Origin of the sequence: Geobacillus sp. JS12 (assembly GCF_001592395.1) — a bacterium.
Taxonomy (GTDB): domain Bacteria; phylum Bacillota; class Bacilli; order Bacillales; family Anoxybacillaceae; genus Geobacillus; species Geobacillus zalihae.
In genome coordinates, this window is the sequence record NZ_CP014749.1 from 241,601 (window position 1) to 259,273 (window position 17,673).

Genomic DNA, 17,673 nt, shown 5'->3' on the forward strand with positions numbered 1-17,673 from the left:
ATGAAACAAAGGATGTCTTCGTTATTGTCCGTCGCGTTAGCCGCTTCGCTTCTGGCCGCATGCAGCAACGGGGGAGGAGGAGAGGCAAAGGCGGAAAATAAAAACGGAACAGCGGCAACTACGCAACAGTCTGCTGCGAACATGTTAGCGGCGCATAAAGGAGTGAACCAAGCACCGGTGCCGTTGAAAATGGAGCGGATCGGTCTGCATGATGTCCGCGTCGAAATGACGGCGCAAATCACTGACATTGAAATTGACAAAGGGAAAACGCATTATACGGCGGTGAAAAGAAACAGAAGTGATTCGCATCACAACCGACAAGAAAAAAAGAGCGTCCGGCGTGCCGAGAACAACGGCCGGCCGGGCGCTTTTTTCATCAGTGTCCTGAGACGGCTCGATCCGTTTTGTTGTCCTTGGCGTTTTGCTCACTCAATGCAGCAAATATCCGCCGGGCAATCTTCACATTGGATTTCCGCTTTCAAATAGTTTAAATCATGAACCGTAATTTTCCCCCGCTTCATCGAGATAATCCCTTCCTGTTTTAAGGCGTTGAGCATCCGATTGACGCTTTCGCGCGTCGTGCCGCAAAAGTTGGCTAAATCTTGGTTTTTCAATGTGACATCAATAAAAATGCTTCCGTCCTCAAGCGGGACGCCATAACTGTTGCAAAGGCGGATGAGCGTTGAATAAAGCGCCCCTTTTTTGCCGTTCATAATTAAGTCGCGAAACTTCGTCTGCGTCCGCCGGGCATGCTTGCTGATCCAGCGCATATATTCAAGGGTAAGGGGCGGATTGATCAGCAGCTGCTGTTCCAGTTCCTCTTTGTTTATGACTGCCGCTTCGCCTGGCTCTATTACCTTGGCCGTCAACAAGTAGCGTGCATCGTTCGTAAACAGCGTCAATTCACCAACGATTTCCCCGCTTCCGCAAATGCGGAAGCACATTTCTTTTCCGTCCGGACAAATTTTGCTCACTTGCACTTTGCCGGAAAGAATCAAGTACAGCTCATTGGCCGGCATCCCTTCTTGGAACAAAAAGGAGTTGCTTGCGAAGTGGAATCACTTTTTTTGACGACTGCAGCAACGAACGCAAGCGGGAGAAATCACGATTCATGGCAGTGCGGCTCTCACCGTGCATTGTCGACACCTCCATTTGTTCGACTACTTCTATTGTAAAAAACATCACAGCGGGAGAAAGTGAAAAAAATCATCAGTTGCCCCTTTTTGTGCGGGTTGTCACAAATTTTTCTAAATCGGATTTCTGCGCATATATGATACAATCAATGTGAGCAGTATCACAGCATATGGCTGCTCATTTTCGTATAGTGAGATGGAGATGTAGCAGAGAAGGGTTGATTCATGGCGGAATTTTGGTCACCCGTTTGGTTATCGATAAACGTATCGCTTCTTGCCGGCGTGATCGTCGCGATCCTCGGGACAGCGGCGGCGAGACGGATGGCGCGCCGCCGGTTTCGCGGCAAGACAGTGGTGGAGACGGTGTTTATGCTGCCGCTTGTATTGCCGCCGTCGGTCGTCGGGTTTTTGCTCGTTGTCTTGTTTGGGCGTCATAGCCTAATCGGACAGCTGGTGGAAAGGTGGTTTCACACAACGATATTGTTTACGCCCGGCGCAGCGGTGATCGCGGCGGTTGTCGTGTCGTTTCCGCTCATGTATCAGGCGGCCAAAGCGGGGCTGGAGGCCGTCGACCCCGCCATTGAAGGAGCGGCGCGCATCGACGGGGCGAACGAGCGCCAAGTGTTTTGGCATATTTCACTGCCGTTGGCTAGAAACGCTTTGTTGTCCGGAGCGGTGCTGTCGTTTGCCAGAAGCCTCGGGGAGTTCGGCGCAACGCTCATGTTTGCCGGCAACATCCCAGGCAAAACGCAAACGATCCCGACCGCCGTCTATATGGCGATGGAGTCGGGGCGGATGGAGTTGGCGTGGGCATGGGTGGCGGTCACGATTGGATTGTCGTTTAGTTTATTGTCTTGTGCGGCGAAACTAGGCCGTTGGCAGCGATAAGGAGCAGGCCGTTGGAACATCACGCGGCCATGATATGGAAAGGAGGGAGCGCCATGGAAGAGCGCGACCGGGTGACGATCGCCGACCGCCTGTCCCGCCCGTTGCGCGATTTGCGGCTGTCGGTCATCGACCAATGCAATTTTCGCTGCGTCTACTGCATGCCGGCGGAGGTGTTCGGGCCGAATTTTCGCTTTCTGGCGGAAGACCAGCTGTTAACCGTTGACGAAATGGCGCTGTTGGCGGAATGCTTTGTCGAGCTTGGCGTTGAAAAAATCCGCCTGACCGGCGGCGAGCCGCTGCTTCGGCGCGATTTGGATGTGCTTATTGAGCGGTTGTCCATGATTCCCGGCTTGCGGGACGTTGCCCTTACGACAAACGGCATCCATTTGGTGAAATGGGCGAAACGGCTGAAAGCGGCCGGGTTGAAGCGCGTCAACGTCAGTTTGGATGCGTTGGATGATGACATTTTCCGAAAAATGAACGGCATTGGCGTCGGCGTCACCCCGGTGTTAAAAGGCATCGAAGCCGCCCTGGCGGCGGGGCTCGGCGTGAAAGTGAACATGGTCGTCAAAAAAGGATGGAACGACTCGCAAATCGTGCCGATGGCGGCTTACTTTAAAGACTTGGGCATTCCGCTCCGCTTGATTGAATTTATGGATGTCGGCACGACGAACGGCTGGGATTACTCCCATGTCGTGACGAAAAAAGAGATGTACGAGCAAATCAACGCCATGCACCCGCTCGAGCCGATCGAACACGAGTACTTCGGCGAGGTGGCGAGCCGCTACCGCTACGTGGGCACGGACGTGGAAGTCGGCTTTATCGCCTCCGTGACCGAAGCGTTTTGCCAAAGCTGCACGAGGGCGCGCATTTCCGCCGACGGCAAGCTGTATACGTGCCTCTTTGCCTCGAAAGGTGTGTCTTTGAAAGAAAAACTGCGCGCCGGGGCAGGGAAAGAGGAGCTGAAGGCGCTCATTACAGCCGTCTGGAACCGGCGGACGGACCGCTATTCGGAAGAACGGACAGCCGAAACGGCGAAACAACGGCCGAAAATTGAAATGTCGTATATTGGAGGGTGAAAAAAACGGGAGCGCTCTTTCCGTAGAAGAAGCGATCCCGTTTTTGGTTTATGTTTTCGGAAGTGCGAATCGGCGTCTTTCTTCCTTTAATTCTTCACCGCCGCCAACACGCGCGGGAAGAGGATGTTGTTTTCCAAATGGATGTGGGTGAACAAATCGTCTTCAAGCGCCGCGAGCCGGCTGTAGACGAGCCGGTACGTGCCGCATGCGTCTTCCGGCGGGGTGAAGTCGTTGGTGATGTCGCGAATGTCTTTGATGAGATCGCCAGCGGCGTCATGCTCATGGACGAGTTCGCGAACGGCCTGCTCGACCGCCTCCCGGTTTTCCGGCGACGGGTTGTCGGCGAATTGCAAAATGAGTGGGAATGCGCCCGTTTCCTCCTTAATCAAGTGTTGCTCAAGCTCCGTTTTTAACTCATGGAACAGTTTATGCACCCGGGAAAGATGCGGGTGATGCATGCCGTGCACGCGCAACACTTTCGTGACATACGGGCTGAGCTGCGGCAGCTCCTCGTTCAAATAGCGGTGGTGCGTGTTGATGATATGCTCGACCAAGTCGGCTAGCGGAGCTTCACTCCAGTTTCCGGACGGCTTGTTTTGCGCCTCCGCGTAAAGGGTGTTCAGCTCGCGAAGGAGCGCTTCGCCGTCCAGTCCGCGCTCTTCGATGGCCTCTTTTAACGGGCGCTGCCCGCCGCAACAAAAATCAATCCGCCGCGCTTTAAACAAATCCGCTGCTTTCGGAAAGACCGTGACAATATCACCAATCAACGATTGTTCGGTAAACTGCTGTTCCATTTCGGATCCCTCCATCACCAAATCGTTACAGCTTCAGCATACCTTGTTTTGGACGCCAACGTTGTGACACATCTCACACAAACGAAAAAGTGGACAACTAAGGAAATGTGATGAACATCACAACAGTGGCTCCCTTCTTTCCTGTACAATAAAACGGACGATATAAATTGGCTCTTCACCAAAAGTGGTACTTGATTTTTTCTGAACATACTCTATTTACGCTTGTGAGGGAAAATCAACAAATCAGTGATTTTTGCACATCTTTGTGCAGGAAACCGTATTGCTTGTCAAGTACATGTTGTGGTGAAGAGCCTATAAATTGTGAATGTGCTGCATAGAAGATGTGAACGGCCGAAAAAAGAGGAGGAGTCAGCATGTGGCTGCTGGCCAAGGCAAGCCGCTGGGAGGAAGAAAAAGATGATTTTGCAACATATTGATGATGCCAGCGTCGTTGATGAAAAATTGGACAAAACCATTAAGCAGCTGCAAGATTGGAAATCATTGTGATAAAACGATAAAATGGGCTTAGTGAAGTGAATGAGGGAAAGAAAGGGGAGAACACCGTTGGTCGAAAGACGAACCCCCATTCCCGTAGCGGAAGCCATCACCCGGGTGATGCGTTACGCTGGGAGAGGAGAAGAGGAGATCGTGCCGCTTCGCCAGTCGTATGGCCGCTATTTGGCGGAAGATTTGCGCGCCGATCATGACGTGCCGCCGTTTGACCGCTCGCCGTATGACGGATTTGCCATTCGCGCCGCCGACTCGGAAGGAGCGGGGCTGGATCGTCCGGTCGAGTTTGAAGTGATCGAAACGATCGGCGCCGGGCAAGTGGCGAAGCGGCCCGTCGGCCCGTTTCAAGCGGTGCGCTTGATGACCGGGGCACAAATTCCGGAGGGGTGCGATGCGGTCGTCATGCTCGAGCTCGCTAAACAGTACGAGCGGGATGGAAAAACGTATATGGCCATTAAACGCCCGTTCCGTCCCGGCGACAACATCTCGTTTCAAGGAGAAGACGCCAAAAAGGGACAGCAGCTTGTCGAAAAAGGGACGCGCATCAATCCCGGGGTGGCGGCGCTCTTGGCGACGTTCGGCTACGCCGAAGTGAAGGTGGCGAAAAAGCCCCGGATTGGCATTTTTGCGACCGGCAGCGAACTGCTCGACGTCTCCGAGCCGCTCGTGCCGGGGAAAATTCGCAACAGCAACGCCTACATGATCGAGGCGCAGGTGTTCAAAAGCGGCGCCGAGCCGATTTATTTCGGCCAGCTCGCCGACGACCTCGATGCGTGTTTTCACGCTGTGCGCCAGGCGCTCGATCAAGTGGACATGCTCATTACGACCGGCGGCGTTTCGGTCGGGGATTTCGATTATTTGCCCGCCATTTACAAGCGGCTCGGAGCGAACGTGTTGTTTAACAAAATCGCCATGCGCCCGGGAAGCGTGACGACCGTTGCGGAACGGGACGGCAAGCTGCTGTTCGGCTTATCCGGCAACCCGTCGGCGTGCTACGTCGGGTATGAGCTGTTTGTCCGCCCGGTCGTGCGCACGCGGCTGTTTTCGGCCAAGCCGTATTTGAAAAAAGCGAAAGCCACCCTTGGCGCCGATTTTCCGAAGCCGAATCCGTTCACCCGCTTCGTTCGCAGCCGGGTCGAGGCGATCGATGGTCGTCTCATCGTCAAACCGGTCGGCATGGACAAGTCGAACATCGTCACCTCGCTTGCCTTTGCGAACGCCTTGATGGTGCTGTCGGGCGGAACGAGAGGGTTTGCGGTTGGCGATGAGGTCGAAGTGTGGCTTCTTGATGACGATGAGGGGTCAAGCGAATGAACGTCTGGCAAGTCGTCGGCTATAAACATAGCGGCAAAACGACGCTTATGGAAAAATGGGTGGCGGCCGCGGTCCGGGAAGGATGGCGCGTCGGGACGGTGAAGCACCACGGCCATGGCGGCGAGCCCGCGCGGCCGGAAGGCGTCGATTCCGTCCGCCATGAGCGGGCCGGGGCGGTGGCAACGGCGGTGGAAGGGGACGGGCTTTTGCAGCTTCATCTCCGCCGCCCGTTGTGGCGGTTGGATGATATTTTGGCGATCTATGCGCCGCTTCGGCTCGATCTCGTGTTGGTCGAAGGCTACAAACAAGAGCGGCACCCGAAGGTCGTGCTCGTCCGCACTTGGGAAGATTGGGCATCGCTTCAGCACCTCGCCAATATCCGCGCCGTCATCGCCTGGGAGCCGCTCGAAGGGCCGCTAGCGCACCCGGTGTTTTCGTTGGCCGATGATGACGAATATATTCCATGGCTCATGAACGAGGTGAGAACACGAACATGACAGAACCGTTGTTTGCCATTACCGACCGGCCGATTTCGGTCGAGGATGTGATGAAAAAAGTGATGCGTCCGGAAGCGGGGGCGGTCGCTGTCTTTGCCGGCACGGTGCGCGAATGGACAAACGGCAAGCGGACGCTCTTTTTGCAATATGAGGCGTACGTGTCGATGGCCGAGAAAATGCTCGCGCAAATCGGAGCGGAAATTGCGGAGAAATGGCCAGGGGCGAAAACCGCCATCACCCACCGGATCGGGCGCCTTGAGATCGGCGACATCGCCGTCGTCATCGCCGTTTCTTCGCCGCACCGCGCCGAAGCGTATGAGGCGAACCGCTATGCCATTGAGCGGATCAAGCAAATCGTGCCGATTTGGAAAAAAGAGCAATGGGAGGACGGAAGCGTCTGGGTGGGCGACCAGCTTGAAACAACGGCGTATCCGTCCGGAAAACCGGAGGTGAAAGAGGAATGATCCGTCTATTGTTTTTCGCCCATTTGAGCGAGCAAATCGGCGAGCGGGAAGTGATGTGGCCGCACGTTCCGGAAACGGTGAAAAAACTGAAAGACGAAGTGGAAGAGCGCTACGGCATCTCGCTCGGGCGCGTCATGACAGCGGTTAACGAGGAGTATGTCCGCGACGAAGCGCCGCTTCACGCCGGCGACACGGTCGCCTTTATTCCACCGGTAAGCGGAGGATGAGACGGATGGCGAACAAAAGCAAATGGGTGATGCCAAAACAACACGGCGCCTGGGCGATGCTCATCATCCCGTTTTGGCTCGGAGCGTACGCCGGTGGGCTTTCGTGGATTCACGCGCCGCTCTTTGTCGCCTGGCTTGCGCTCTATTTGGCAACGTATCCGCTCTTGATGGCGGTGAAAACGAAGCGGAAAGAGCCGTACGTGCCCGCTGCCGTTCGCTATGGCGCCATCGCCGCGCCGGCCCTGGCCGTTTCCCTTTGGCAGCGGCCGACCCTTGTTCTCTTCGGATTGGCGATGATCCCGTTTTTCCTAGTAAACACCTACTACAGCAAGAAAAAGAATGAGCGCGCCTTTTGGAATGATGCAGCCGCCATCGCGGCGTTTTGCATCGGCGGCCTCGCCGCCTTTTACGCCGGACGCGGGGCGTTGACAATCGAAGCATTTGAACTCGCCCTGTTTTCCTTCCTCTTTTTCATCGGCAGCACGTTTTACGTCAAAACGATGATTCGCGAAAAGAAAAACGAGCGGTACAAATGGCTGTCATGGGGCTACCACGCCTTGTTGATCATCGGCCTCATCGCCATCGGCGAGCCGTTCGCCGTTTTGGCCTATGTCCCGAGCGTCATTCGCGCCGTCTATTTATATGGCAAGTCGCTGCCGATCATGAAACTCGGCATGCTGGAAATCGCCAACGCGGCGTACTTTTTCATCGCGATGATCGTGCTTTACTCTTGAACGAACCCCAAACGGGAGGCGGCCATGACCGTTTGGGGTTTTCTTTTGGTTAGGCGGTATTGCTTTTTCACTGCACAAGCATGATGTGAAATGGGCGTGAATTCCTTGTAACGGTTTTGCAAAGGGTCGTTTCAAAAGCCTACCTCTTCTTCTATGCTCGTTCTCAAATAAATAAAAATTAGAACATGTCGATTCACTTCAAGTAGACTTTCGCTAAGTGTTCGGCTTCCCAGTGGTTCGCGTGGAAGTCACTCAACATGAGTGGGAAATCAATTGTTTTCAATTCTGGCAATCCTAGTGGTGTCGAAAGCCCTTACGAGACTTCCTTAATGTTGATTTCACCGCTAACATTATGGCCAGGATCTCGTCAGTGCTTTCTCTTTTGTCACTAAATCACAAAATTTGGTGATGAGCCAAAAAACAACTCGATAAAGCTTAAAAATCTTACTTTATGCGACAAAGAAACAAACAATTCAAATTTTTATTGACAATTTTAGTAAAGGCGAAATATAATCTAATTGTATCTCAAAGCGGGAACAAGGTGATTGAAATAACAGACCTAGAATTTCTTAAAAGATTAGAAACTTCTGTTCGGCTCTTCACCAAAAGTTGTACTTGATTTTTTCTGAACATACCCTATTTACGCTTGTGAGGGAAAATCAACAAATCAGTGATTTTTGCACATCTTTGTGCAGGAAACCGTATTGCTTGTCAAGTACATGTTGTGGTGAAGAGCCTTCTGTTCCTGGACCAAAAGGGAAAAAACTATATACATGCAACATGAAGAGTTAACTTCTCAGTCATCCTGCACACCCTAAGCGTTGCAGCACTTCCTCCGGACGTTCGTGGATGTAGTGGACAAACCGAGTAATGGCTTGAATGATATCATTGCGATCCTTGTGAAAGACATTGGCAATCACCGTATCTTTCAGCCATTTCCATAAGCGTTCAATCGGGTTCAGCTGTGGCGAATAGGGAGGAAGGTAAAGAAAGTGAAAACACTGCCCTTCTTCCCGCAAAAACTCCTTGACCATTTTGGCATGGTGAATGCGGGCGTTATCCAACACCAAGACCATGAGACGGTCTGGATCGCGCTCTTTGAGCATTCTCAAGAAATCCAAGAACGTCGCGGCATTGGCGGCAGTCGTTTGATGAAGCACCGTTTCACCATCATGGACGTTGACCGCGCCAAACAGCGATACGTGGGCATGATGGCCAAACGTCGGCACTTGTTTTTGGCGGCCGACTTCCGACCATGTGGACCGCAAGACATGGCAAGAGCGGATATGGGTTTCATCGATGTACAGAAGAACAGCATCTTCTGTCTCCTTGGTGATCAAGTTTTTTTTATCAGATCCATTTGTTTTTCAAATTGCTTTTGCTCATCCGGATTTTCTTTCGCCAGTGTGTACGTCGGTCGTGTCCACGACAGCCCTTTGCGGTGCAGGAGTTTTCGCAGCGCTTCGCGGGAAATGCAAACACCGAATTGCTTTGCGACATAGGATTGCAGGAGTTTGGTGTTCCACGCCGAAGCGACGTCCCAGCCCAGTTCCGCGGGAGTGGTGGTCAATACAAGCTGTTTGATCTTTTCTTGCTGTTCTTCGGTGAGAAACGGCTCCCGCCCGGGGGCGAAATCCCGATGAAGCAGGAGTTCAAGGCCGCCTTCGTTGAACAGCGACACATAATGGGAAACGGTTTGTCGGCACACGTTGACCATGGAAGCCGCCTCTTTGCCCAAATAGCCTTCCATGACCAGGCGGACGGCCATCACACGTTGGCGGAGATGAGCGTTTTTGATCTTCCGTTCCTGCTTGCGGAGTTTCCGGGGCGTCCATCCATGGTTGTCGGTGATTTTGAGGCGTTTCATGCAGAATTCCGCTCCTTTTCCATGTTTTTCATTAGGAGCAGTATAACCAGAGTGGGCACCGCTTATGCGAAGGTTAACTTTTCAATGAGCATGTATATAAAGTAGGGTATGGATATGCCGCTAAGCCTGTAGGGGTATGTTTTTATTACTATGAGTAATGTTCTGTGTTCTGTTATTTATAGTAATATTGAAGCAAGTTTCCTGATGGAACTTGCTTCTGTTTTTGTGTTTCGTTTAAGCATAACGGATAGTCATAAAAAGGAGCATTCCCGTTAGGAGCTTTTCCGGGGACTTGATCAAAAAAAGCCCTCTTGGTATGATGCAGGGGTGTCAAACACATCACTCACCATACCAAGGAGGACTTCAGATGAATTGTACACAAAACTATAAAATTGATCAAGTCACCGAACAAACGCTTGTGGTGGGCATCGATATCGCGAAACGAACCCACTACGCCTGCTTCGTGGATGACCGGGGGCGTGTGCTTCGCAAATCGTTCCCGATCTTCCAGTCGAAAGAGGGCTTTCGCCAGCTGTATGAAGCGATTCAGGAGGCGATGCAAGCGTTCGGGAAGTCAGAGGTGATCGTCGCGGTGGAGCCGACCGGGCACTACTGGTTGAACCTCGCCTACTTCCTTGAGGAGCACGAGATCCCGTTGGTCATGGTCAATCCGGCGCATGTGTGCCGGTCGAAAGAACTCGATGACAACCTGCCGACGAAACATGACGCCAAAGACGCCCTAGTCATCGCCAGACTGGCGAAAGACGGACGATTCCTCGTCCCCCGGCTGCTGCACGAGATCGAAGCCGATTTGCGCGTCGGGAGCACGCTCAAAGAGAAGCTCCGCAAGGAACAGACGGCGGTGAAAAACGCGATCGTCCGCTGGACCGACCGATATTTTCCAGAGTTTTGGACGGTGTTTCGCGACCTGGGGAAAACGGCGCTTTCGGTGCTGGAGTGGACGCCGCTTCCAGCCGATATGGCCGGCCGGACGGTGGAGGAGCTTCTTGAGGTGTACCGGCAAAGCGAAGGGCTGAAATGCCCGCAGAAGGCCAAAATTCAGGCGTTGATCAACGCCGCGAAGGACTCGATTGGGGTGACGGAAGGGACGACGATGGCCCGGTTTGAGATCGCCGCGCTCGTCCGCCGATACCGCCAATTGGAGGCTGAGATCGCCGCGTTGGACGCCGAGTTGAAGGCGTTGGTTCAAACGACGATGGAGTATCAATGGCTGAAAACGGTCGACGGGTTGGGAGACGCCACGATCATCGATCTGCTGGCGGAGATCGGCAGCTTCGCCCACTATCGGGACCCGCGTCAATTGGTGAAGTTGGCGGGCCTGACGCTCAAGGAGAACTCCTCCGGCCAGCGCAAAGGGCAAAAGCACATCTCCAAACGGGGACGGAAACGGCTGCGATCGGTGCTGTTTCGGGCGATGATTCCGCTGATTCGGCACAACGAGGCGTTTCGCGAGCTGCATGAGTATTATACGACCCGCCCCGTCAATCCGCTGACCGGAAAGCAGTCCATCGTCGCCTTGTGCCGGAAGCTGTTGAATGTGCTGTTTGCGATTTGTACGAAGAAACAAGCCTTTGACGCGGAGCGAATGAAACAGGACGTCTTGTCCCAGGTGCAACGGGCGGCCTAAGGCCTCCCCTGCGAACGGAAGAATCGTTGGACAACAGGATGACACCGGAGAAGCTGGCGTGATTGTATCCATTCGACCTTGAGTCCCCAAAGGAGCTTGGCCGGCCTCCGCCTGATGACGAGACCGAACGAGGGAATGTTGGCGCAAAGACGCCCGGAGACATGGGAGGGTTCGTCCTCATCAGCGACGCGGAGATCCAAAGGGTGCATCGAATACGCTTCCTCCCACGGCAGGAAAATATGTCCAGCCGTGGCCGCGAAGCGCACCCTAGGTCTGTAAGATATCCACAAAACTGAAAAAGAATGTAAGGGATTTTGTCGAAAAATATTTTTTGGACACCCCTGAGGGGCCGAAAAGCCTTGATAAATCAACATTTCTAGAGGGAGGATGCAAAATGAATATTTTAAAAAGCCCAAACAAAATGAATTTTGTTTCACTCGTTCTTTCTCTCATCGGATTGTGGTTGATGTTAAATAGTCCTGAATTAGGGAGTCGTTCTGCTTCATCCTGGGTTCGATCCATGGGGGGATCTGTGGATTCTCAAGAATATTTGCAAATGTTAAAAGAATATATAAGCACTTATAAAACGATGGGGGGGATTTTTTTGTTTGTGGGCTTGTTTTCTTTTCTTAACAATCATCATCAGTAAACATCGTATTTGCCTGCAGGGCAACGAGAGGTCTGTATTTGCGCATTTTTTGTTATCTTTTTTAACATCTTTTCGAAAGAAGTCTCCCACCGCAAGGAACGCGAAGGGTGTAACTCAGTGAGTAGGTGGGAGATGAATGTCGTTTGGCGTTAGCCAACGAATAGGATAGAATATGGTTAGAACGGACACCTTCCGAACGAAGGGAAGCGTAAAGGGTTCTTGTGTGTGGCTTACCGTTCGGCGAACGCACACAAGTCGCTTGAAGCCCCCACCTCTCAGCGAAGCGTAGGTGGTGGGTAGTTCACTGGAGACGATGGCCGTCTGAGTTGGATGGATCGGGATATGGTGAAGTAAGGTGCGGTGTGAATGATTGCTCCGAAAAGAGCAAAAGGGGCTGACTCAAAAGCCCCCTTTTTGGTGAAATTTAACCGAAGTATGTGAAAGAGACCACCTCTGAAACCCTTGGTTTTACCGGGTTTTTCGTGGTGGCCTGTTTTTCCATGTCGCCCTAAATAGGAACATTACCGCTCTTTTCGGTCAGCTCCTTTTTTTTGCCGCACCCGCCCGTCAGTCAATGCGGCACAGCTCGGGCGGGCAGCCTTCGCAGGCGATTTCGTCGCGCAAGTATTGCAAGTTGTGGACGCAAATTTTTCCTTTTTCCACGGAGATGACGCCTTTTTTCCGCAAATCGCCGAGCATGCGGTTGACGACTTCGCGGGCGGTGCCGCAAAAGTTGGCGAGCTCTTGGTTCGTCAGCGGCACGTCGATCAAAATGCCGTCTTCTTTCATGACGCCGTAGCTGTTGCACAAACGGATGAGCGTTGAATAGAGCGCTCCTTTTTTGCCGTGTAAAATCAAGTCGCGGAACTTCGTCTGCGTTTTGCGGAAATGGAGGCTCATCCATTTCATGAACTCGATCGCCAACGTCGGATTGTTGGCGAGCTCTTGTTCAAGCCTTTCGCGCGGAATGGCGGAAACGACGCCGTCTTCCAGCACTTTCGCCGTCAGCATGTAGCGGGCGCCAGGGCAAAACAGCGTCAGCTCGCCGATCAAATCTCCTTGGCTGCAAATGCGCAGCGTGAGCTCCCGTCCGTCCATATCCATTTTGCTGATTTGGATTTTCCCCGATTGGATATAGTAAATATCGTCTGCTTTTTCCCCTTCTTGAAACAAGTACGTTCCCTTCTCAAGGCGAAGATCGCGCCCAAGCGATGTAAGCCACTTCTGCCATTCACGAGATTCAATCTCGTTCATCCGATCACAACCTTACGTAAAATGTATCGCTATCTAAAAGTGTACAGGAAAAAAGAGGGAAGTCAATATAAGGATAGTGGAAAGATTGAAAACTTGTTGAACATCGGTGGAATCGTTTGTGAAAGTCTTTGCATCCCAAGAACATGAGGGCGATGGAGTCAAGGATGCACCTTGGCTGCCGGGGCAAATCGGTATTCGTTTCTCATAGACAGAGGGAGGGGCAAGAAAAAATCCTTGAAAATTATTAAATATACATTTGATTTTATTTTTATACAGTATTATAATGAGAACTACATGAGACATACGGGTGAGGGGGAACGTCATGAAAGTGGCAATCATCGGGGCGACGGGATACAGCGGCACGGAGTTGTTCCGCTTGCTATACGGGCATCCGCATGTGAGCCGTTGCGACGTTTTCTCGTCGTCGCAGGACGGGGTTCATGTATCGGAAAGTTTCCCGCACGTCGGTTCGGTCGATGGTGCGGTGTTGCATAAACTTGAAATCGAGGCGCTTGCCAAGTATGACGTGGTCTTTTTCGCCACGCCGCCCGGGGTGTCGGGGGAGTGGGCGCCGGCGCTTGTCGATCGGGGAGTGAAAGTGATCGATTTATCCGGGGATTTCCGGTTGAAAGACGGCGCGGTGTACGCACAATGGTACAGGCGCGAGGCGGCGCCGGCGGAATATTTGCAAAAGGCGGTGTACGGGCTGACCGAGTGGAACCGCGAGGCGGTGCGCGAGGCCGTGCTCCTATCCAACCCGGGCTGTTATCCGACGGCGACGCTGCTTGGCTTGGCGCCGCTTGTCAAAGAAGGATTGATTAAGGAAGACTCGATCATCGTTGACGCCAAGTCCGGCGTATCAGGCGCGGGGCGGAAAGCCGGGCTTGGGACGCATTTTTCCGAAGTGAACGAAAACGTGAAAATTTATAAAGTGAACGTCCATCAGCACATTCCGGAAATTGAGCAAACGCTGCAAACGTGGAATGAAGCGATGGAGCCGATTACGTTCAGCACCCATTTGATTCCGATGACACGGGGCATTATGGCGACGATCTATGCGAAGGCGAAACAACCGATTTCGCCAAACGACTTGGTAGATTTATATAAAACAAGTTATGAAGGTTCGCCGTTTGTCCGCATCCGTCAACTTGGACAGTTTCCAGCGACAAAAGAAGTGTACGGCTCAAATTATTGCGACATCGGCCTCGCCTACGATGAACGGACGGGACGGGTGACGGTCGTGTCGGTGATCGACAACTTGATGAAAGGCGCTGCCGGGCAGGCGGTGCAAAACTTCAACTTGATGATGGGGTGGGATGAGGCGGAGGGCCTCCGATCCTTGCCGATCTATCCGTGAGGGAAGGGGAACGAACAATGACAGCAACGAAACAAACGGCGCAAGTAACGGTGGTCGCCGATGGAACGGTCGTCACGCCGAAGGGATTTCAAGCGGCTGGGGTGCACGCCGGGCTGCGCTATTCGAAAAAAGATTTAGGGGTTATTCTATGCGACGTGCCGGCTTCGGCGGCGGCGGTGTATACGCAAAGCCATTTCCAGGCGGCGCCGCTCAAAGTGACGCAGGCGAGCCTCGCTGTAGAACAAAAATTGCAGGCGGTCATCGTCAACAGCGCATGCGCGAACGCCTGCACCGGCGAGCAGGGGCTCAAGGACGCCTATGAAATGCGCGAGCTGTGCGCGAAACAGTTTGGCCTGGCGCTGCACCATGTGGCTGTCGCTTCAACGGGCGTGATCGGGGAATATTTGCCGATGGAAAAAATTCGCGCGGGCATCGAAAAGCTTGTTCCAGGGGCGACGATGGCGGATGCGGAGGCGTTTCAAACGGCGATTTTAACGACGGATACGGTGATGAAGCACGCCTGTTACCAAACGACCGTCGATGGGAAAACGGTCACCGTCGGCGGGGCGGCGAAAGGATCGGGGATGATCCATCCGAACATGGCGACGATGCTCGCGTTCATTACGACCGATGCGAATATTTCATCGACGGTGCTGCACGCGGCTCTGCGAGCGGCTACGGACGTTTCGTTTAACCAAATTACGGTTGATGGCGATACGTCGACGAATGACATGGTTGTGGTGATGGCAAGCGGTCTTGCTGGAAATGATGAGCTGACGCCGAATCATCCGGATTGGGGGAACTTTTACGAGGCGCTGCGGAAAACGTGCGAAGACTTGGCGAAGCAAATCGCCAGAGACGGCGAGGGGGCGACGAAGCTCATTGAAGTGCGCGTGCGCGGCGCGAAAACGGATGAGGAAGCGAAAAAAATCGCCAAGCAAATCGTCGGCTCCAACTTAGTGAAAACGGCCGTTTACGGCGCGGATGCCAACTGGGGGCGGATCATCGGCGCGATCGGCTATGCGGACGCTGACGTTGATCCGGACAATGTTGATGTCGCGATCGGGCCGATTGTGATGCTGAAAGGAAGCGAGCCGCAGCCGTTCTCGGAAGAAGAAGCGACGGCGTATTTGCAACAAGAGACGGTCGTCATTGAGGTGGATTTGCACTTGGGCGATGGCTTCGGCGTCGCGTGGGGCTGCGACTTGACGTACGATTATGTGAAAATCAACGCCAGCTATCGGACGTAAGGAGAGAGAACGATGGGGAAAACGGTCGTCATCAAATGCGGCGGCAGCGTGCTCGATGAGCTGTCTCCCGCCTTTTTTGCCAGCGTGAACATGATGCGGGAACAAGGGATGGATGTCGTCATCGTCCACGGCGGCGGGCCGGAAATCGGGCAAATGTTGAAAAAACTGGCGGTGCCGAGCGAGTTTGTCAACGGCTTGCGGAAAACGACGAAAGAGGTGCTTGCCGTTGTGGAAATGGTGCTCTCCGGCAAAGTGAACAAACAGCTTGTGGTGATGCTCAGGCAGAACGGCTTGCCGGCGGTCGGCGTTTCCGGCGTGGACGGGGGGCTGCTTGAAGCAGAACCGATCGATTTGGCCAAACTCGGCTATGTCGGCCGGGTGAAAACCGTTCGTTCCCAGCTGTTGCGCACGCTGCTTGCGGCGGGCTACATTCCGGTCGTTTCGCCGCTTGGCATCGACCAAAACGGGCAAACATACAACATTAACGCCGACACGGCGGCTGGGGCGGTCGCGGCCGCCATTGGCGCCAGCCAGCTCGCGTTTGTGACGAACGTGCCCGGAATTTTGCGAGACGGCGCGCTCGTGGCCGAGGCGACGGCGGAAACGATTGAACGACTGATCGAAGACGGCGTCATCACGGGCGGGATGATTCCGAAAGTGAAAGCGGCGCTGTCCGCCCTGTCCGATGCGCTGCCCGAGGTGATGATCGTCAGCGGCAAAACGACGTTTTACCAGAACGGAACATGGCACGGCACAACGATTCGCAAAGAAGTGGGGGTATATTTATGAGCGCGCTGTTTCCGACATACAACCGTTGGAAGATCGCCGTCCAAGCCGCGGAAGGGACGGTTGTGACCGATGTAAACGGAAAACAATATCTCGATTTTGTTTCCGGCATTGCCGTTTGCAATCTCGGCCATCGTCATCCGCACGTGCAAAAGGCGATTGAACAACAGCTGAATCAATATTGGCACGTATCGAACTTGTTTACAATTCCGATTCAGGAAGAAGTTGCTTCTCTTCTCGCCGCCCACAGCGCCGGCGACTGCGTCTTTTTCTGCAATAGCGGAGCCGAGGCGAACGAAGCGGCGCTGAAGCTGGCGCGCAAACATACCGGACGACACAAAGTGATCACGTTTTCCCAATCGTTTCACGGCCGGACGTTCGCGACCATGGCCGCGACCGGGCAGGAGAAAGTGCATAGCGGTTTTGGTCCGCTGCTTCCGGAATTCATTCACTTGCCGCTGAATGATGTCGACGCTCTCAAGCAGGCAATGAACGAAGAAGTGGCCGCGGTGATGCTTGAGGTCGTCCAAGGGGAAGGGGGCGTCCGCCCGGTTGACCCGGCGTTTTTGCAAATAGCGTCGGAGCTGTGTCAACAGTACGGGGCGCTTCTGATCATCGACGAAGTGCAAACCGGCATCGGCCGGACCGGAAAGCCGTTTGCTTACCAGCATTTCGGCGTGGAGCCCGACATCATCACCGTGGCGAAAGGACTTGGAAGCGGCATTCCGGTTGGTGCGATGATCGGCAAAGCGTTTTTGAAAGAGTCGTTTGGGCCTGGCGTGCACGGGTCGACGTTTGGCGGCAACCCGATCGCGATGGCCGCTGCCAAGGCGACGTTAGAAGTGGTGTTCGATCCGGCGTTTTTGCAAGAGGTGCAAGAAAAGGGGAGCTACTTGCTCGGACGGTTAAACGAGGCGCTCGCTCCGCTTGACATCGTCAAGGACGTGCGCGGGCTCGGGCTGCTTGTCGGAATCGAGTGCCAAACGGACGTCGCACCGCTGTTGCCATTGATTCATGAAAACGGCTTGCTTGTCCTCTCGGCGGGGCCGAAGGTGATCCGCCTGCTGCCGCCGCTTGTCGTGACGAAAGCGGAAATCGATGAAGCGGTGGACATTTTAACAAACGTGTTGAACAACGCCAACGCCTCAGCCGTCTTGTAAACGGACGGCCGACGGCTTAATTTTTATTCCTGTTCATGCATAAAAATTCTTAAACGGTTATA

18 protein-coding genes and 1 pseudogene are annotated in these 17,673 nt (G+C 53.6%); 14 read left to right on the forward strand and 5 right to left on the reverse strand.

Translation table 11 applies throughout. The features are described 5' to 3' along the window. Positions 1–486: a hypothetical protein gene (locus tag A0V43_RS20090; protein WP_060787878.1), complete on the forward strand. Its 486-nt coding sequence runs from the start codon at positions 1–3 to the stop codon at positions 484–486. On the opposite strand, the pseudogene A0V43_RS01295 reads toward A0V43_RS20090, so the two are convergent. Further along, positions 426–1,137: pseudogene (locus tag A0V43_RS01295) on the reverse strand (Crp/Fnr family transcriptional regulator). The gene A0V43_RS20090 and the pseudogene A0V43_RS01295 overlap by 61 nt on opposite strands. A 221-nt stretch (positions 1,138–1,358) precedes the next feature. Here A0V43_RS01295 and modB point away from each other — a divergent pair. Then, positions 1,359–2,021, forward strand: coding sequence for a molybdate ABC transporter permease subunit (gene modB / locus A0V43_RS01300; protein ID WP_063192188.1), 663 nt, complete (start codon positions 1,359–1,361; stop codon positions 2,019–2,021). A gap of 53 nt (positions 2,022–2,074) precedes the next feature. Beyond that, on the forward strand, positions 2,075–3,100 hold the full coding sequence (moaA, locus tag A0V43_RS01305) for a GTP 3',8-cyclase MoaA (RefSeq protein ID WP_063193773.1): 1,026 nt from the start codon (positions 2,075–2,077) through the stop codon (positions 3,098–3,100). Between the two features lie 86 nt (positions 3,101–3,186). Here the strand turns inward: moaA and ric are convergent, their stop codons facing one another. Continuing rightward, a complete protein-coding gene (gene ric / locus A0V43_RS01310; RefSeq protein ID WP_063192189.1) occupies positions 3,187–3,894 on the reverse strand; it encodes an iron-sulfur cluster repair di-iron protein in 708 nt (235 codons plus the stop codon). Between the two features lie 564 nt (positions 3,895–4,458). On the opposite strand from ric, the gene A0V43_RS01315 reads away from it, so the two are divergent. Genes A0V43_RS01315 through A0V43_RS01335 form a run of 5 tightly spaced genes read left to right on the forward strand, consistent with a single transcriptional unit; the run spans position 4,459 to position 7,640 of the window. Then, positions 4,459–5,718, forward strand: a complete 1,260-nt coding sequence (locus tag A0V43_RS01315; protein ID WP_063192190.1) for a molybdopterin molybdotransferase MoeA — start codon at positions 4,459–4,461, stop codon at positions 5,716–5,718. Continuing rightward, positions 5,715–6,215 (forward strand): molybdopterin-guanine dinucleotide biosynthesis protein B, encoded by a 501-nt coding sequence (gene mobB / locus A0V43_RS01320; RefSeq protein WP_063192191.1) that lies wholly within the window; start codon positions 5,715–5,717, stop codon positions 6,213–6,215. Before A0V43_RS01315 ends, mobB begins: the two co-directional genes overlap by 4 nt. Next, positions 6,212–6,679, forward strand: a complete 468-nt coding sequence (locus A0V43_RS01325) for a molybdenum cofactor biosynthesis protein MoaE (RefSeq protein ID WP_063192192.1) — start codon at positions 6,212–6,214, stop codon at positions 6,677–6,679. The genes mobB and A0V43_RS01325 overlap by 4 nt, the downstream gene beginning before the upstream one ends. Further along, positions 6,676–6,906 carry a molybdopterin converting factor subunit 1 gene (moaD, locus tag A0V43_RS01330; RefSeq protein ID WP_063192193.1) on the forward strand — a complete coding sequence of 77 codons (231 nt, stop codon included), beginning with the start codon at positions 6,676–6,678 and terminating at the stop codon, positions 6,904–6,906. Before A0V43_RS01325 ends, moaD begins: the two co-directional genes overlap by 4 nt. Positions 6,907–6,911: 5 nt before the next feature. After that, a complete protein-coding gene (locus A0V43_RS01335) occupies positions 6,912–7,640 on the forward strand; it encodes a YwiC-like family protein (protein WP_063192194.1) in 729 nt (242 codons plus the stop codon). An 800-nt stretch (positions 7,641–8,440) separates the two neighbouring features. Here the strand turns inward: A0V43_RS01335 and A0V43_RS19935 are convergent. Both A0V43_RS19935 and A0V43_RS19940 read right to left on the reverse strand, forming a co-directional pair. Then, positions 8,441–8,980, reverse strand: coding sequence for an IS630 family transposase (locus A0V43_RS19935; RefSeq protein ID WP_063192195.1), 540 nt, complete (start codon positions 8,978–8,980; stop codon positions 8,441–8,443). Beyond that, entirely contained in the window at positions 8,977–9,507 is a 531-nt protein-coding gene (locus A0V43_RS19940; protein ID WP_063192196.1) for an IS630 family transposase, read from the reverse strand. The genes A0V43_RS19935 and A0V43_RS19940 overlap by 4 nt, the downstream gene beginning before the upstream one ends. A 367-nt stretch (positions 9,508–9,874) precedes the next feature. Here A0V43_RS19940 and A0V43_RS01350 point away from each other — a divergent pair, with 367 nt between their 5' ends. Then, complete coding sequence (locus tag A0V43_RS01350; protein ID WP_063192197.1) at positions 9,875–11,155, forward strand: IS110 family RNA-guided transposase; 1,281 nt, start codon at positions 9,875–9,877, stop codon at positions 11,153–11,155. Positions 11,156–11,549: 394 nt separating this feature from the next. Further along, positions 11,550–11,804, forward strand: a complete 255-nt coding sequence (locus tag A0V43_RS01360) for a hypothetical protein (RefSeq protein ID WP_063192199.1) — start codon at positions 11,550–11,552, stop codon at positions 11,802–11,804. Positions 11,805–12,371: 567 nt separating this feature from the next. On the opposite strand, the gene A0V43_RS01365 is transcribed toward A0V43_RS01360, so the two are convergent. Further along, positions 12,372–13,058 carry a Crp/Fnr family transcriptional regulator gene (locus A0V43_RS01365; protein WP_060787889.1) on the reverse strand — a complete coding sequence of 229 codons (687 nt, stop codon included), beginning with the start codon at positions 13,056–13,058 and terminating at the stop codon, positions 12,372–12,374. A gap of 322 nt (positions 13,059–13,380) precedes the next feature. On the opposite strand from A0V43_RS01365, the gene argC reads away from it, so the two are divergent. Genes argC through A0V43_RS01385 form a run of 4 tightly spaced genes read left to right on the forward strand, consistent with a single transcriptional unit; the run spans position 13,381 to position 17,611 of the window. Continuing rightward, the gene (gene argC / locus A0V43_RS01370) at positions 13,381–14,415 is read left to right on the forward strand and encodes an N-acetyl-gamma-glutamyl-phosphate reductase (protein WP_063192200.1); all 1,035 of its coding nucleotides are present in this window, start codon (positions 13,381–13,383) and stop codon (positions 14,413–14,415) included. 17 nt (positions 14,416–14,432) lie between these two features. Then, positions 14,433–15,665, forward strand: coding sequence for a bifunctional ornithine acetyltransferase/N-acetylglutamate synthase (gene argJ, locus A0V43_RS01375; protein ID WP_063192201.1), 1,233 nt, complete (start codon positions 14,433–14,435; stop codon positions 15,663–15,665). A 12-nt stretch (positions 15,666–15,677) separates the two neighbouring features. Further along, the gene (gene argB / locus A0V43_RS01380) at positions 15,678–16,454 is read left to right on the forward strand and encodes an acetylglutamate kinase (protein WP_063192202.1); all 777 of its coding nucleotides are present in this window, start codon (positions 15,678–15,680) and stop codon (positions 16,452–16,454) included. Continuing rightward, entirely contained in the window at positions 16,451–17,611 is a 1,161-nt protein-coding gene (locus tag A0V43_RS01385) for an acetylornithine transaminase (protein WP_063192203.1), read from the forward strand. Before argB ends, A0V43_RS01385 begins: the two co-directional genes overlap by 4 nt. Positions 17,612–17,673: the final 62 nt, after the last annotated feature.

What these genes read in the sequence shown, in the direction of transcription:
- A0V43_RS20090 (WP_060787878.1), top strand. Translation starts at nt 1, where the DNA reads ATGAAACAAAGGATGTCTTCGTTATTGTCCGTCGCGTTAGCCGCTTCG.
- modB (WP_063192188.1), top strand. Translation starts at nt 1,359, where the DNA reads ATGGCGGAATTTTGGTCACCCGTTTGGTTATCGATAAACGTATCGCTT.
- moaA (WP_063193773.1), top strand. Translation starts at nt 2,075, where the DNA reads ATGGAAGAGCGCGACCGGGTGACGATCGCCGACCGCCTGTCCCGCCCG.
- ric (WP_063192189.1), bottom strand. Translation starts at nt 3,894, where the DNA reads ATGGAACAGCAGTTTACCGAACAATCGTTGATTGGTGATATTGTCACG.
- mobB (WP_063192191.1), top strand. Translation starts at nt 5,715, where the DNA reads ATGAACGTCTGGCAAGTCGTCGGCTATAAACATAGCGGCAAAACGACG.
- A0V43_RS01325 (WP_063192192.1), top strand. Translation starts at nt 6,212, where the DNA reads ATGACAGAACCGTTGTTTGCCATTACCGACCGGCCGATTTCGGTCGAG.
- moaD (WP_063192193.1), top strand. Translation starts at nt 6,676, where the DNA reads ATGATCCGTCTATTGTTTTTCGCCCATTTGAGCGAGCAAATCGGCGAG.
- A0V43_RS01335 (WP_063192194.1), top strand. Translation starts at nt 6,912, where the DNA reads ATGGCGAACAAAAGCAAATGGGTGATGCCAAAACAACACGGCGCCTGG.
- A0V43_RS19940 (WP_063192196.1), bottom strand. Translation starts at nt 9,507, where the DNA reads ATGAAACGCCTCAAAATCACCGACAACCATGGATGGACGCCCCGGAAA.
- A0V43_RS01350 (WP_063192197.1), top strand. Translation starts at nt 9,875, where the DNA reads ATGAATTGTACACAAAACTATAAAATTGATCAAGTCACCGAACAAACG.
- A0V43_RS01360 (WP_063192199.1), top strand. Translation starts at nt 11,550, where the DNA reads ATGAATATTTTAAAAAGCCCAAACAAAATGAATTTTGTTTCACTCGTT.
- A0V43_RS01365 (WP_060787889.1), bottom strand. Translation starts at nt 13,058, where the DNA reads ATGAACGAGATTGAATCTCGTGAATGGCAGAAGTGGCTTACATCGCTT.
- argC (WP_063192200.1), top strand. Translation starts at nt 13,381, where the DNA reads ATGAAAGTGGCAATCATCGGGGCGACGGGATACAGCGGCACGGAGTTG.
- argJ (WP_063192201.1), top strand. Translation starts at nt 14,433, where the DNA reads ATGACAGCAACGAAACAAACGGCGCAAGTAACGGTGGTCGCCGATGGA.
- argB (WP_063192202.1), top strand. Translation starts at nt 15,678, where the DNA reads ATGGGGAAAACGGTCGTCATCAAATGCGGCGGCAGCGTGCTCGATGAG.
- A0V43_RS01385 (WP_063192203.1), top strand. Translation starts at nt 16,451, where the DNA reads ATGAGCGCGCTGTTTCCGACATACAACCGTTGGAAGATCGCCGTCCAA.